The sequence below is a fragment of the uncultured Salinicola sp. genome (assembly GCF_937921195.1).
Lineage (GTDB): Bacteria > Pseudomonadota > Gammaproteobacteria > Pseudomonadales > Halomonadaceae > Salinicola.
Genome location: NZ_CALFQK010000150.1, coordinates 15,085 through 29,717 on the forward strand (window position 1 = coordinate 15,085; position 14,633 = coordinate 29,717).

At 62.7% G+C, this 14,633-nt stretch carries 15 protein-coding genes and 1 tRNA gene; 4 read left to right on the forward strand and 12 right to left on the reverse strand.

All coding sequences use genetic code 11. The features are described 5' to 3' along the window. Positions 1–1,263 precede the first annotated feature (1,263 nt). The 8 genes from Q0602_RS16850 to Q0602_RS16885 form a co-directional block, all read right to left on the reverse strand. Positions 1,264–2,175 (reverse strand): hypothetical protein, encoded by a 912-nt coding sequence (locus Q0602_RS16850; RefSeq protein WP_298845735.1) that lies wholly within the window; start codon positions 2,173–2,175, stop codon positions 1,264–1,266. A 58-nt stretch (positions 2,176–2,233) separates the two neighbouring features. Beyond that, complete coding sequence (locus tag Q0602_RS16855; RefSeq protein WP_298845737.1) at positions 2,234–4,012, reverse strand: DUF927 domain-containing protein; 1,779 nt, start codon at positions 4,010–4,012, stop codon at positions 2,234–2,236. Continuing rightward, entirely contained in the window at positions 4,005–5,057 is a 1,053-nt protein-coding gene (locus Q0602_RS16860; RefSeq protein ID WP_298845739.1) for a toprim domain-containing protein, read from the reverse strand. Before Q0602_RS16860 ends, Q0602_RS16855 begins: the two co-directional genes overlap by 8 nt. Next, the gene (locus tag Q0602_RS16865) at positions 5,050–5,376 is read right to left on the reverse strand and encodes a hypothetical protein (RefSeq protein ID WP_298845741.1); all 327 of its coding nucleotides are present in this window, start codon (positions 5,374–5,376) and stop codon (positions 5,050–5,052) included. Before Q0602_RS16865 ends, Q0602_RS16860 begins: the two co-directional genes overlap by 8 nt. Continuing rightward, complete coding sequence (locus tag Q0602_RS16870) at positions 5,369–5,608, reverse strand: hypothetical protein (protein WP_298845744.1); 240 nt, start codon at positions 5,606–5,608, stop codon at positions 5,369–5,371. The genes Q0602_RS16865 and Q0602_RS16870 overlap by 8 nt, the downstream gene beginning before the upstream one ends. A gap of 523 nt (positions 5,609–6,131) precedes the next feature. Then, entirely contained in the window at positions 6,132–6,395 is a 264-nt protein-coding gene (locus tag Q0602_RS16875; RefSeq protein WP_298845746.1) for a hypothetical protein, read from the reverse strand. Beyond that, positions 6,392–6,691 carry an AlpA family transcriptional regulator gene (locus Q0602_RS16880; protein ID WP_298845748.1) on the reverse strand — a complete coding sequence of 100 codons (300 nt, stop codon included), beginning with the start codon at positions 6,689–6,691 and terminating at the stop codon, positions 6,392–6,394. The genes Q0602_RS16875 and Q0602_RS16880 overlap by 4 nt, the downstream gene beginning before the upstream one ends. Positions 6,692–7,125: 434 nt before the next feature. Further along, entirely contained in the window at positions 7,126–7,392 is a 267-nt protein-coding gene (locus Q0602_RS16885) for a hypothetical protein (RefSeq protein WP_298845750.1), read from the reverse strand. Between Q0602_RS16885 and Q0602_RS16890 the strand changes: the two genes are divergently transcribed. Both Q0602_RS16890 and Q0602_RS16895 read left to right on the forward strand, forming a co-directional pair. Continuing rightward, complete coding sequence (locus tag Q0602_RS16890; protein WP_298845752.1) at positions 7,391–8,299, forward strand: LysR family transcriptional regulator; 909 nt, start codon at positions 7,391–7,393, stop codon at positions 8,297–8,299. The genes Q0602_RS16885 and Q0602_RS16890 overlap by 2 nt on opposite strands. Before the next feature lie 115 nt (positions 8,300–8,414). Then, positions 8,415–9,167, forward strand: coding sequence for an SDR family NAD(P)-dependent oxidoreductase (locus Q0602_RS16895; RefSeq protein WP_298845754.1), 753 nt, complete (start codon positions 8,415–8,417; stop codon positions 9,165–9,167). 119 nt (positions 9,168–9,286) lie between these two features. Here the strand turns inward: Q0602_RS16895 and Q0602_RS16900 are convergent, their stop codons facing one another. Then, a complete protein-coding gene (locus Q0602_RS16900) occupies positions 9,287–10,480 on the reverse strand; it encodes an integrase arm-type DNA-binding domain-containing protein (RefSeq protein WP_298845756.1) in 1,194 nt (397 codons plus the stop codon). 165 nt (positions 10,481–10,645) lie between these two features. Next, positions 10,646–10,722, reverse strand: a tRNA-Arg gene (locus Q0602_RS16905). A 170-nt stretch (positions 10,723–10,892) separates the two neighbouring features. Between Q0602_RS16905 and Q0602_RS16910 the strand changes: the two genes are divergently transcribed. Further along, positions 10,893–11,723 carry a methyltransferase domain-containing protein gene (locus tag Q0602_RS16910; RefSeq protein WP_298845758.1) on the forward strand — a complete coding sequence of 277 codons (831 nt, stop codon included), beginning with the start codon at positions 10,893–10,895 and terminating at the stop codon, positions 11,721–11,723. Beyond that, a complete protein-coding gene (locus tag Q0602_RS16915) occupies positions 11,723–12,727 on the forward strand; it encodes a methyltransferase (protein ID WP_298845759.1) in 1,005 nt (334 codons plus the stop codon). The genes Q0602_RS16910 and Q0602_RS16915 overlap by 1 nt, the downstream gene beginning before the upstream one ends. Here the strand turns inward: Q0602_RS16915 and Q0602_RS16920 are convergent. Beyond that, entirely contained in the window at positions 12,711–13,982 is a 1,272-nt protein-coding gene (locus Q0602_RS16920; RefSeq protein ID WP_298845761.1) for an EAL and HDOD domain-containing protein, read from the reverse strand. The genes Q0602_RS16915 and Q0602_RS16920 overlap by 17 nt on opposite strands. Positions 13,983–14,077: 95 nt before the next feature. After that, a complete protein-coding gene (greB, locus tag Q0602_RS16925) occupies positions 14,078–14,620 on the reverse strand; it encodes a transcription elongation factor GreB (protein ID WP_295036735.1) in 543 nt (180 codons plus the stop codon). Positions 14,621–14,633: the final 13 nt, after the last annotated feature.

The following is a 14,633-nucleotide window of genomic DNA, read 5'->3' on the forward strand; positions in this document are numbered from 1 at the left end:
CAAGCCATGTTAGGATTACCTTTGGTATCAATCTGCCACATTCCGCTTCACTTCTCTATCCAGCGCTCCCCGCCTTTCGTCGAGTGCGCAGTAAAATGCATCATTTCGCATCGTTTTTCAGGTCTCGAAATTGCCCCACCCCCCAGTGCTGGCGCGGCTTTGCGTCCTTTGCAACGCTGCATCAAAACCGAACCATTTAGCGCGCAGGCGGGGCGGGGAGTCGACAGCGTGCCGGCGGTGCCGACGCAAATCCCAGCGATCCGAGTCCCGCAAACGCTGCGGCCACTCCATAATTACCATTTAGTAACACATTGGCTTACTCTGGCTCTCTCAGGAATGCGCCTTTTGTCTATCGGATGTTGCATGGACGGACTTGAGTGTTTTCCACTCCCTCCTAACCGCTCGCAGTGGGTAAAACTGCATAAATCCGCATAATTTTCCCGCGCCCTCTCCCCCTCATCCGCGCCAGCAGTGGCGCGGCTCGAGGCCGTTTCGGCAGGTGCCCAAATTCCGACCCATTTAGCGCGCGGGCGGGGCGGGGTGCTGATCGCGCGGCGCGGGGGCGCACTGCCGAGGCGGGGTCATAGCGCCGCTGTAGGCAACGCACCGGGCAATCTTGGTCCACTACGTCGGGTCGATGCACCACGACGCTCTCGCAGTCTCTGGTGCCCCCTTGAGCGGTATCTCTTGTCCTGGATCGGGTGACAGACCCAATCCCATCGCTCGCCAGGGGGTGAAGGGGTCAGTGCGTCGCCGTGGGTGTCGTGTGTCTCAGATCCCCCAATATTCCCCTGACTGTTTTCAAAAATCGTGGCAACGCGGCAACAGTGGTAACAGCCTTTATTTTCAATGAGTTATAAGCGGCAACGCGTTGCCACCACTTTTCAAAATGGCAACAGGGTCAGACGGGGTCTACTGATACAAGGAGATGTGTTGCCATTGTTGCCATTCCCTTATTCCTATAGGCAACGCTACAGCCCCCGTCATTGCTGGGCGTTGCCTTGTTGCCACTGTTGCCACAAAAACTAGGTTCCTGTGAAAAACTCCTTTCTCGGTGGCCGGGCCGGTCGCCATGGTGTCGACGGGCCGCCGTCCAGTTGCAGTGACTCCCTCTCTGGCGAGCGATGGGGTTGAGTGGGTTACGGTCTCGGCTGACCGACGGTCGTGTCGCTCTCGGCGCGGGCCGCCAAACACGCACAAAAAAGGCCTCCGCATGGGAGGCCTTCCAGATGTCGCCGCTGGCTCGGCGGCAGGGTCAGCGTATCAGCGTTGAACTCGGCCAGTGCGCTGTTCTTCCAATATGCGACGACGACGCCTCATTTCGAGTTGCAGCGCATTAGTCGGACCTTTGTACTCCCGTTCGCAGTCGAGCTGGGGAATCGTCTTCAAGGTTTCGAGGGGATCGTCTTCGGCCACTACTGGGCGCATCGCTTCATCTTGACCTTTTCGTAGACGCGAGGACAGCAACACAGGCAGGCGGTTCTTGGCTTCGGCCTGGATCGCGGCATGGTAGGAGTCGCTGACGACACCGGCTTGGTACAGCCCCTGGTAGCTGTCACGGGTATCCCGCTCGAGCATCTCCTGCATGGGGTGCATGACATCGATCAGTGCCTGTCCTTCCGGTGTCGCGATAACCGCCGCCAGGGCGTTGTCGAATTTCTTACGCAGTTCGATCCGTTTGGCCTTGTATGCGGCCGAACCGTAGGCGGTGCGCGCCTCGATCACATCGATGTTGCGGGTTTCGTACTCCTTCTCGAGCTCGGCCGCCATTGCCTCCAATTCCTCGGCGGTCTCCCGGTTATCGGTGACGGCGCGCTTGAGCTGCCTCACTTCGCGGGTCACCTCCCCGTCGTTCTCGCGCAGCAGCTCGCGCCAGCGGGTATCGCTGGTCTCCGCCTCTTCGCGGGCCGCTGCCGCGCCCTTTTGATTGCGGCGCAGTCGGTCGACGTAAGTCTGTAGATCCTTGCGCTTCGCGAGGTAGACATCGCGCAGCTGGGCTTGGGTGGCCATGTGCTCGGGGACTGTGTCGGATTCCTGGGCGTTGCTGGTGTCGTTGGCGTCGATATTCACGTTTTCGGTTCCTTGCGTCGTTGCGTTGGCATTGGCGTCGGTCATGGTCTCGGTCTCTCCGGTCGGTCGCGTGTGGCTGTTGGCGTTGTGGGTCGTGTCGGTCATGCGGGTGTCGCTCCTGGTCTGGGTGGCTGGCTGGGTGGATTGGCCGGGCGCGGGTCGGTCATGCCGCGCCCCGGTCGCTGTCGAGCTTGTCGGGATCGATGACGAAGAACCGGGCCGACCCGCCCCCTGGCAGGCGGTAGTTCTTCTGGTGGCGGTTGCCGTCGGTCTTGGCCAGCACGCCGCTGGTCTCGAGCGTGCGGATGATGCGGGCGCGTCCGTAGCCGTCGGCGGCCTCGGCCAGCGAGGCGCGGTTGAACAGATAGAGCCGCTTGCCGTTGTCGATCTCGAAGTACCCGGCGCGGTGGCGCACGTTGGGATTGGGCAGCGTGGCGGCGATGTCGGAGAACCGGCTATCCCCGTGCAGGGCGATAAAGTCGGAGAGGGCGGCCAGGATCTGGCGATCCTCGGCATTGCCGTCGCCAACGCTGGCCAGCCATTCGAGGAACAGTTGGCGGCAGGCCCGGGCGGCACTGGTGGGCGGCCACGGCAGTAGCCCGTATTCGATGGCCAGTTCGCCGGCCAGACCGATGACGGCGAAGCGGTCGGCGACCCGGCCCGCCTGGGGGCTCGACGTCTCGAAACGCTGGCGCACTTCCCTGAAGCGGCGGTGAAAGTGATCGGGATCGCTCTCCGTCACCAGCCGTTCGACGAACGCCGGCCCGATCTGGCCGAAGTGCTGCGACGCCGCCGTGGTCAGTCGGCGGTGAAACGAGGCGCCATCGCTGCCGTGCACGTCATCGAAGGCGCGATAGGTGCGAGTGCCGGCGTTGACGTCGACCATGCGCAGCTCCGCGCCGGCGTGGGCGCTATTGCCCGAGATGGCGGCATGCTCGGAGAGCGAGCGCTCGCCGCTGGAGAGGGCCAGCACGCGCCAGTAGAGCTTGGGGCGTCCCTCGCGTTCGCGGGTCATGGTGCCCTTGCCGGTCCCGTTGGCGATGGCGTAGGCCATCTCCTGGACGCGCTTGGGATCGGCGCGCTTGATCTCGTCGAGAATCAGCACCGTGTCGTTGCGGGATGAGGCCTCGATCTCGATGCCGCCCTTGGACATGTCCCAGGACGCGGCGAAGATGCCGGGATTGCCCCACACCGACGCGGCCAGCGACTGCGCCAGCGATTTACCGCTCGAGGAGTCGCCGACCAGATGGACGCCGCCGCCGTTGACGCCGACGCGGGAGAGCAGCGGCCCGGCCAGCGCGCAGCCCACGGCCAGAACCAGCACCGGGTTGCCCTGGCAGTAGTGGGCCACCTCGGCCTGCCACGCCTCGAGCGTGCCCCGCTCGGTGAAGAGATGGGCGGCCTTGCCGCTATCCTGAAAGCGCACGTCGGCATCGCCGATGATCCGGTTGGGCAGCACGAACGCGCCGCTGGTGTCGTGCCAGCCCGGTCGGGTGGTGGTGGCCAGGATGCGGTCGAGGCCGTGGTGGCTGGCGATATAGGCCGGCACGTGGCGGCGCTGGTTGTACTCGATCTCGAGCCCCTGACGCATGAGTGCCTTCAAGACTTCCTCGCCTTTCCCGGCCAGCGCTTCCATCGGCATGACGTGTTCCACCGAGCGGCCCCGGTGGCGAAAGCGCAGCAGACGCCCCACGCTACCGTCGTCGCTGTTGACGGTCTCGGCGTCGACATGGAGCGGGGCACAGATCCAGACGTCGTAAGGCTGGCCGGCCTCGTCGCCGTTAGAGTGCTTGATGCCGTGGAACCACGTCCCGGCGCGGAACGTCTTGCCGTCGGCGCTGATCGGTCCCTCGTAGACCGCGAAGGCGGGCCGCTCGAGACGGTCTAGGTTGGGGGCGGTGGGCTCGCCGACCAGCGAGAGGGTGGGTTGCGATTCACTCATGGTCACCTCCCGTCATGTCAGTGCTGCCAGCCTGTCCCTGGTCGTCTCGGGACGCGTCATCGAGTCGGGCACGATGCCAGCGATACAGGTCATTGAAGTCGGTCAGATCGTCGGGGCAGCCTTCCGGCCACTTGGGATAGAGCACCATCGCGCCGACGGCGAGCGCGGCGTCGTTGGCCGCCTGTCGTCCGGGATTGCCCGCCGTCTGACGGTCGTCGTCGCCGGCGATAACGAGATCCAGCGAACCGTTCAGCGCCTGGCGCAGCTTTTCGGCGACGGCGCGCAGATTGCCGGCGTGCATGGCGCACACGGCGGCGTCGCCGGTGAGGCGATGCAGCGTCGCCCCGGTGGCCCAGCCCTCGCAGACGTACACGCGGCCACCCGGTACGATCTCGCCGATCACGGCGTAAGCGCCCTGGACCTGTCCGCCCTTGAGAAAGCGTTTCCGACCGTTGGGGGTGATCCATTGCAGATTGACCAGCTCGCCACCCGCGTGGAGCGGCACCAGCAGCCAGCCCCGACGACACTGGCGCAGGTGGTAGGCCGGGATGCCCTTGTTCATCAGGTAGGGATGCGTCGAGGGGGCGGGCCGTGCGGCGCGCCATGCCGACCGCGCCCGGTCCGCCGCTTCCTGGCGAGCGTGTTCCCGCTCGGCGGCGTCGTCCTCGAGGCGTTGGCGATAGGCCACCATCGCGGCGGCCTCGGCGGCGTCGTTCACCGGTGGCGTGATGCCCCGGCGAAACACGCCCAGCCCCAGCCGGCGGTCGATCGCCATGGCGGCGTCGACCTGCCGGCAGGCGTTCAGGTAGCTGTAGAGCGAGACCAGATCGCCGCCGTGGGCGCTGTTGTCGGCAAAGTCGTTCCACTTGCCGCTGGCCAGCGACACGCCGAACGAGCCGCTGGCGCGGTCGCCGCGGGCGACGTTGCGGGCGACCCACTCGCTGCCCTGGCGGCTGCCCTGGGGCAGCCATTCGCGGGTGAGGGTTTCGGCGTGGGCCAGCGAGGCGCGGGACACGCGCTGGATCTTGGCGATGACCTCAGACATGGCCACCTCCCGCCCCGTGCGCCCGATGAACGGCCTGCCGCTGGGCGACGCGCTGTTCGGCGTCGAGACGCCGGGCGGCCACCAGCAGGTCGCTGGCGTCGCCGGTCAGATAGCGCGACACCGTGGCCAGATTCGACAGATCCACCGAGGTGAGGTCGCGATCCTGACCGTTCATGGTCGAGAGCGTGAACATCAGATCCTTGACCGCATCGAGGCGCATCTCGGCGTGATCGAGCAGCGTTTCGCGGTCGGCGCGCGGATCGATCAGCAGGCACTCGGATTCGGTCAGGCAGTTGGCATCCTCGAGGCGCTTACCCATGGGTCACCCCCTCGGCCACCAGGGTGTCGAGGTCGGCCAGGAACTGTTGGCGCTCTTCCTGGGTAATCGCGCCCAGCTCGGCGGCCATGCGGGTCATGCCCAGCAGATGGGCGAGCTGTTCGGGGCGACGGTTGACGCGAAAGGCGATCAACTTCGCGCCGATGACGGCGGTGGCGATTTGATGCGGGGGAATAACGGATCGTGCGGACGCACGGGGGGCGTGATCTGCCATGGGTGAGGCTCCTTGAGTAATCTCGGAACCGCCCCGGCTGTCGCCAAACAGCTTGGGGGCGGACTGCGCGGGGTTGGCGAACCGGCACTCAAGGAAACCGGCAGACCCGAAGGTCTCCCCACGCAGCCCGCCATAACGACGCATTGCGGGCACAAAAAAAGCGCCTGCAATGGTGTGGGCGCTACTGCGCCTTGAGTGGTTCGGGTCGCCAAACCCGGTCACGGATTTTGCCGCGACGCGAGCATCGTAGCCGGACCCGTTGGGAAGGCGCAAGTCCTCCCCGGCCAAAGGATGACGAATGGCCAGCGTCAGCCCCCGGACCATCGGCGTGTGCCGACGCGTGACACCGCGCCGGAATTTGCTAGGATCGTCGTTGCAAAGAGTGTCTTCGAGAGCCCCGGCAGCCCCACGCTGACCGGGGTTTTCGCGTTTATTAGGCACAAAGCCTCCCTATTCCCCTCGGCGTAAACGCCGAGCGGCTGGATGATTCGCTGTCGTTGAGTGGTGCGAGCGTGTGGCGGGTCTAGCAGTCCGTCTGCTCGTAATCGAGGCCGCAATTGAGGTCGCGCATCAACACCGTGTTGGGATCGCGGGGGAGCGTGGAGTGCTTGCCGACGCCGCCATTGCGGTGCATCAGAACGGTAATACGCTCGCCACTGGCGCTGTGGCGTATCACTTCCCGCCCGGCGCTATTGATCGCAACGTTCAGGGCTTCATCCAGCGCCGGCACGTCCTGATCGGTGAAATCGAGCGTCTGTCCGCCGACCGTCAGCGTGAAGCGTTTCATGCGCGAGCCTCCTCAACCTGGGTGCCGAAGTGTTGGATCTGGCGACCGGCCAGCGTGCGGTTACGCTCGGCGAGTCGATTGGCGATCCAGCTATCCACCTCCTCCTCGAGCCAGGCGACGCTCTTGTCGCCGATGGGCAGCGGGGCCGGAAAGGTGCCGTTGCTGACGCCGGCATAGATCGCGGATCGGCTCTTGCCGGTCTTAAGCTCCACGTCGCGGCGGCGAAGGAGACGGTTGCCGAGCTGCAGGCGCTCGACTGTCTGGTATGGGGTGGCTGTCGATGTGACGTTGGTCATGGGAATCCTCGTTGGCTGTCTTGGCTTGCCCGGACCGATTCGGCGGCGGGACATGCTTAGCTTGCCCAAGCATCAAACGACCAGCGAGGAACGCTAACTGTAAGTCGATGGCTTACAGATCGCGGACCGCCAAAAACCTACGCTGGCCGCTTGACCCAGGCAGCGCCGGGGCGTTGCGCTTGGGACATGCTCAGCTTGCCTAGGTAAAAAGTGACCTGCGAGGAACGCCCGTTGTAGATTCGCGATCTACAACGAGAGTGGCGAAAATTCGTGATCGACGCGTGTTGACGAACGAAAAAGCCGCAGCCCTCGAGGAAGGCTACGGCTGTCATGATGGCCAGTGGTTGCGATGTTCTCGTTCCTGTGCGAGTCAGGAAAGTCTGCCAAAACCAGGAGCCAGGTATGCTTGAATCCAATGGGATACGGTAGCGTACCTATCGCTCGACGATTTGTGGCTTTGTCTCACCCTGGATGAGCAGCGCGGCACCGAACCACACCCCGAATACACTCACTACGCCTTCACGGTTACGGGTGATGACTTCGCTCCCCCTGTAGAGCACCTTCAAGCCCATGGCGTCGAAGAATGGCGGCAGATCCGAAGCGAGAGGGGCTCGTTCTATTTTCGGGTATGCGGAAAGAATGGTTGATGCGGTCCTTTCCAAAGTCCTTGATTGTTGAAATGTCTGAGAGATAAACAACATGCGTGGATCCGAGTTTGCAGAGCTGCAAGGCTTCATGGCGATAGTGGAGCATGGCAGCTTCGTCAGGGCCGCAGAGTCTCTACAGGTGACGGCTTCAGCCCTGAGCCAGAGCATGAAGAGTTTGGAACACCGCATGCATGTCCAACTGCTGCATCGGACGACTCGACGTGTCCATTTGACGGAAGCTGGGGAGCACTTAGCTGCTCGCTTGCAACCAGCACTGCAGGAAGTCTCGGCCGCAGTGGCTGATACATCACAGTTCGCTACTCGGCCCCATGGGCGAATTCACGTGCACGCTATGCGGCTTGGCTCACGGCTCTATCTTGAGCCGTATTTGCCTGCCTTTCTTAAGGCCTTCCCCGACATTCGCGTGGACGTCACACTCGATGATGCTTCTCTGGATATCGTCCAGAATGGTTACGACTTCTCTATTCGTCTTGGGGAAATGCTCGATCAGGACTTCATTGGCCTGCCATTGGGCCCTCGTATTCGACAGGTCGCTGCGGCTTCGCCTTCCTATCTTGAAGAGTTCGGTTCTCCGAAAACTCCTGCCGACCTCCGGCGACATCGGTGCATAACGTGGCGGTGGCCAGGCCAGCTAGGCAGTTATCAGTGGGAGTTCTTCAAGGACGACCATTGGCTGAAGGTCTCGCTGAATGGCGTCCTATCGTTCAATGATCAGCATGCCGCACTAAACGCCGCTGCAAGGGGCGCGGGCATCGCTTTCTGGGCGGAGGACCAGATTCAGCCTTATGTGGAGCGTAACGAACTAGTGCCGCTGCTGACTGACTGGAGCGCGCCATTCGAAGGGTTCTATCTCTGCTTTCCTAAACAGCACCAGCATTCGGCTGTGATGCGAGCATTTATCGATTTTCTGAAGGAAACAGTTTCAGCTGCCTCTCATTAATTAATCTTGCTAAATAAACCTTTAAGAAAAGTGCCGATTATTTAGCTTTGGATAGCTCCTAATATTCCCTCTGCCGTCACAGACGACGGCTAATGACCATTGTCTGGAGGGAAAAATGACTGACTTGAATCTCGAATTTCAGGGCCGTGTAGCGATTGTGACAGGGGCTGCGGGCGGTGTCGGCAGTGCCTTGGTCAAATTACTCGTGGATCGCGGCGCCAGTGTGGTGGCCGAAGACGTAAAGGCCGAGGTTGAGGATCTAGAGCAATATTCTGAGCGTATCGTGGCGCTCATCGGTGATCTTTCAGAAGAGCAGACTGCGACTCGAGCGGTTGAACTGGCCCTGGAACGCTTCGGTAGGCTGGACATCCTCGTCAATAACGCTGGGCGCATCATCAATAAGCCTGTGGCAGAGATGACGCTCGAAGATTGGGATTCCGTGCTCGACGTCAATTTGAGGGGGACCTTTCTACATTCACGCGAGGCGATGAAGGTCATGATCGATGCCAAACGTGGCAGCATTGTGAATGTGGGTTCCTACGCCTGTCACGTCGCGTTCCCCACGATAGGTGCCTATGCCGCGTCAAAAGGGGCTATCGCTCAATTCACACGCGTCCTTGCGTTAGAGGGGGCCGAACATGGTATTCGGGCCAATGTGGTAGCGCCCGGCGATGTGGTCACCGGCATTTTGGACGATATCATGCCGAATGGCCGTGATTTCCTCGCCGAGCATGGTGCGAGTTCACCGGCTGGGCGAGCCGCCCAGCCTGAAGAAATCGCCGAGGTGATCGCGTTTGCTGCATGCGATCGGGCGAGTTACATGACGGGCTCCGTTGTAATGGCGGATGGTGGTTATACCTCCGTCTAATTTGTGACTATCAAGCAAGCTTGAGCGCCGCCAGGAACAATGGCGGCGCTCCTTATCGATGTAACGCAGCAGGCTCGAAGCATGCAGGCAAAAGACTTTTCCGTAATGCAGATCCTGGCCTAGCCGGATGGCGGTGTTGGATAGAGCTTGTTGGCCCAAAACTGCATCATCGCCGGCCGCTGTTCCGGTGCCATGTGCTCGGCATGGGTATAGATCCCCTCGACACCTGGCAGCTTGTGCGAGAGCTGCATCTCGATCCACTCGCGGGGGTAGCCGTACTCCTTGAGCCCGGTGGCGACCATGTGGCGCAAGCCATGCGGCACCAAGCGGCCCTCGTACCCCATGCGCTTGAACGCCATGTTGAACGTTGCGTTCGAGAGCGGTTGGCGAGGGTTGTTCCTGCCCGGAAAAAGCCACCCGAAAGGGTGGGTCATCCTATGGAGTTCGCGAAGCTCGAGAATGGCCTGAGAGGGCAGTGGGACCTTGTGCTCGCGGCCCATTTTCATTCGCTCGGCGGGAATCACCCAAACGCCAGCCTGAAGATCAAACTCATCCCATCTGGACAGACGAAGCTCACCGGGACGAACGGCGGTCAAGGTGAGCAATTTCAGGCCGATGCGAACGATGGGGCTGTTGGTGTACCCCTCGATAGCCTCGGCGAGAGCCGGGAATTCGTCTTGAGGAAGGAATGGGTAATGCTTTTTCTTCTGAGGCAGAAGCGCTGCGCCAAGATCCGTCAACGGATTGTAGGTGGCGCGCCCGGTAATGATGGCAAAACGGTAGATGTCCCGGCAGAAGGCATGAACGCGCCGGCGTTGCTCCCCCTTGCCCGCTGACTCGAGCCGACGCAGCAGCTCTAGCCATTCGAGCGGCTTGATTCCCTCCAGGGGGCGGGAACCCACATAGGGGAAAACGTGACGCTCCAGTGCTCCCCAGCTTTGCTTGTCTCTGCCTGAGCCGGCTTTCCAGCGATGGCTCATGGTGTCGTGCCACTCCTTGGCCATGGCTCGAACGGTGTGAGTATTAGCCAGCTCCTTCTCCAGCTTTTCCTCCTTGCGCTGTTCGACCGGATCGATGCCTTTAGCGATGAGGCGTCGCGCGTCCGTTCGCCTTTCTCTGGCTTCGGCGAGCGTGATCTCGGGGTATGGGCCAAGGCTCATCATGTTGCGCTTTCCGTTGGGTCGGGTGTAACGCAAACGCCAGCCCCGGTGGCCATTGGGCGAAATCCTGAGTTCCAATCCCAAGCCGTCTGATAGGGCGATGGTTTTGGGGCCTGGTTTGGTTGTTTCGATCTTGCGGGAGGTTAGCGGCATAGTGGCATACGAGTGACAATCGAACAGAGGGTTACTCCGATGAGTATGCCATCTGTATACCGGATTTGGGAGGAAGAACTGGGAACGCTGAGGACTGAATTGTAGTGTAACGCTATGAATTTTCTTTGTTTTTTGGAACTTCTTGGAACGTTAAGGAATGTAATTTGGTGCCCCCATCAGGATTCGAACCTGAGACCTTCCCCTTAGGAGGGGGACGCTCTATCCAGCTGAGCTATGGGGGCGGAGGGCGTGACAGCGCAACCGCTGTGTGTCGAGCGACGCATGCGTCTCGAGCGGCGCATAGTATAAGCGCCGGATTCGCCAAGATAAACCCGCGGTAGCCATTGCGCCGGGACGCTCCGCGTTGGCATTGGTACAATGCCGCCTTCCCGATTCGAGCCATCGCTATCTCATGCCCTGTTCTGATGACTCCGCCTCGCCCTCGCGGCACGGCAACGACATCCCCGTGGGTCAGGACCGGATCTTCGACGGTCTGGCCGACAAGTTCGCCAATAGCCTCTACGCCACGGCGCGCGGCCAGATCCGTCTGGCGGTGCTCGACGAGGTGCTGTCCCACTCGCTGCCGTTGGATGGGGCGCCCGCGCTGGATGTGGGCGGCGGTCTCGGCCAGATGAGCGTATGGCTGGCCGAGCGGGGGCATCGGGTCACCCTGGCGGAACCGTCGGCGGACATGCTGGCGCGGGCCGGCTTCGGCGAGCTGCCCGTCCAGACATTGCAGGCACCGATCCAGGCATTGCCCGAACTGGCGCCGGGGCCGTGGCCATTGATCGTCTGTCATGCCGTGCTGGAGTGGCTGGCGCAGCCACGCGAGGCGTTCTCCCTCCTGAACGCGTTGCTGGCGCCGGGCGGCCGGCTCTCCTTGATGGTGTTCAATCGCGATGCGCTGCGTTTCTCCAACGTGGTCAAGGGCAATCTCGATAAAGCGCTGGAGGATCGGCTGTCGGGCACCGGCCGGCGCCAACGCCTGACGCCGATCTCCCCGTTGACGCATGCCGATATCGAGCGCTGGTGTGGTGAAGAGGGGCTGGTTATCGAGAGCGTCGCCGGCATCCGGATCTTCCACGACTACCTGCGGGAACGCTCGCCGAGCGAGGCGCAGCTCGCGACGATCATCGAACTCGAGAAGCGCTACTGCCGGGTCGAGCCGCATTGGCGGCTGGGTCGCTACCTTCACTACCTGATTCGACGTGCCGACGGCACGCCCCTCGAGGAGACGTCCTGATGACGACGCAGTCCCCCGCGTGCCAGTTGCTGGCTCGCCAGGATGCCGATTATCGCGGCTGGCTGTGGGTCGCGCCGCCACGCGACGGCTGGCTGGAGTCGGGCGAAGGGCTGGTCTGGAGCGCGGACCTGGATGTGTGCACGGCGTGGCAGCGGGCGGGTCGCCCGGCCTATGACGCGCTGACGCCGCCACCCTCCGAGGTGCCGGGGGCGGTACTGTTCTGGCCCAAGAGCCATGCGCTGGGCGCGTGGTGGGTGACGGCGTTGAATGCGGCGTTGCCAGCCGGTACGCCGCTGCAGATCGTGGGGGAGAACCAGGGCGGCATCAAGCGTGTCCCCAAGGTGCTGGCAAGCCTGGACCAAGCGTGCCGCAAGCTGGATACGGCGCGTCGCTGCACGCTGTTCGCGAGCCGAACGGTGGGATCCGCCCGCGACTCGGACGCGGTCTGGCAGACGTTTACCGCCGAAGGGCTGACGCTGGAGAGCCATCCTGGCGTCTTCGGCCATGGCAAGCTCGACGACGGCACGCGGCTATTGCTGAAAGCATTGGCGCAGTCGCCGTTGCCGGCGCGCGGTAAACCGCTGCGGGCGCTGGATGTCGGCTGTGGGGATGGCGTTCTGTCGGCGTGGCTGGCGAAGCAGGGCTACCAGGTCACGGCGGTCGATCTCAACGCCTTCGCGGTCGAGGCCACGCGGCGCACGTTAGCCGCCAATCAGCTGACCGGCACGGTCATCCAGAGCGATGTCTATCGCCAGCTGGAGGGGACCTTCGAGGCCATCGTCAGCAACCCGCCGTTCCATCAGGAGCGCGCCATCGATTACGGGCCCGCCGAGAGATTGATCCGGGAGGCGCCGGCGCATCTCGTCGGCGGTGGCAGCCTGACACTGGTCGCCAACGCGTTTCTTCCGTACCCCGAGTGGTTGCGGGCCGCCTTTGGCGATTTCGAGGTGCTGGCCGACGATCGGCGCTTCCGGGTCTATCGGGCGATCAAAGCCTGGCGTTAGTCTGCAGCTCCCTCATGGATTGCAGGGCGCGCTGATTCGCCTCGCCAACGTCCGAGGCCTTGATGCCCAGCGATGTCAGGCGTGTCCAGGGAATCTCGTTCCACTCGCCGCTCTCCAGCCGGATGGCGGTCTCCAGCAGCGTGCCGACCGGCCCATCGTGATGCAGCAGGGCAGCCGAGATCGAAGCGTGCAGGGGGAGCGATTCGACGAGCTCCTCCAGAGGGCGATTGAAAAAGGCTTCCAGATAGGAGAACAGCCCCGAGATGAAGGCCTTTTCGGCCAGGTCCGGGTCTCCGACGGCCAGTTCGCGGCACAGGCAGGCGCGTGAAAGCGCCAGCTGCTGCAGCGATTCCGGCTTGTCCTCAACCTCCGACAGCGCCAGCAACGTCGCCAGGCTGCGGATACGGTGGGTGCCGATCAGGGCCACGGCCTGACGCAGCGAGGTGATGTTGATCTGACGCTGGTACTGCACGGTATTCACCAGCCGCAGCAGTCGTACGCCCAGCGTCGGGTCGCGTCCGATGGCCGACGAGATCTCGCCCACGCTGACCTTGGGTTTGTTGAGCGTCGCGATGAGCTTGAGGATGGCGAGGCGATCGGTCGTGACCGCGGCCCCATGAACGAGCTGGGGGCGAGCGAGGAAGTAACCCTGGAACAGATCGCAACCGGCATGCTGGCAGCGCTCGAGGTCCTCCTCCGTCTCCAGCTTTTCCGCCAGGATCCTGATCTTCGGATAGTGTCGTCGCAACTGGCGGACGATGTGATCGAACCCTTCTTCGCTGTAGTGCGGGTACTCGAGCTTGACGATATCCACGAGCGGCAGGCAGGGATGGGTGGCATCGGCTTCGGCATAGTCGTCCAGCGCCAGCGTGAATCCCCGCTGCCGCAGCAGTTCCAAGCGGTCGCGGATGGCGTCGTCGAACGGCATGTCCTCGAGGAGCTCGACGACCAGCCGGGAAGCGTCGAACGGCAGGTCGTCGCTCAGCGTCTCGGCCGTGAAATTCACGAACAGCGGCTTTCCCTGGCTGACCGTGTTCAGATCGCCCTGGGTAAAGGCATTCAGCAAGACCGTGCTGGTCGCCCGGTTGCCATCGAATGGCGTCGGCATGGGGCCGCCATCGGTGGGGCGGAACAGAAGCTCGAATGCGACGATGTCCAGGGAGGCGTCGAAAATCGGCTGTCGGGCGAACAGGACCGCCGGTGCTGGGTGTTCGGAAGCCTCCTGCATGGGCTGTCCTCGGTGGGTCTGATTCATGTCGATTCGTTGACGCCATGGCGGTCGAGTTTGTCTATCGACCGTTACGCCGCTTTCTGAATCTCCGCTGATTCATTCGAAGGTCTGGCCGCTCTTCACTGGAGATCGCGATCCGTATAGCGAATATCGGTCACGATATAGTGTGTCTCGCCGCCGGGGGCCGCGACCACGACGTCGTCGTCCAGCGCTTTTCCCAGTAGCGCCCGGGCCAAGGGCGCATCGACGCTGATCCAGTGCTTGGCGGTGTCGGTCTCGTCATGGCCGACCAGGCGCACGCAAAGCTCCTCTCCGTTGTCGTCCTCCAGCGTGACATAGGCGCCGAAATAGACCTTCCCCGTATCCGCCGGCAGGCGGTCGACGACCTGCAGCTCATCCAGGCGCTTGCGCAGATAGCGGATTCGCGCGATGACCCGGTTGAGCTCCTTCTTGTTATAGGTGTAGTCCGCATTTTCGCTGCGGTCACCCAGGGCCGCGGCTTCACCGACCTTGGTCGATAATTGGGGTCGCTTGACGCGGGAGAGATGGTCGTGAATCCCCTGGAGCCGATCGAATCCCTGTGGCGTGATCAGGTTGCTCTTCTTTTCCTGACGCGGATCCTTCTTGGGATCGCGCCAGCGGGTCATGTTTCGTCCTTGCATCGAGGTGGCATCT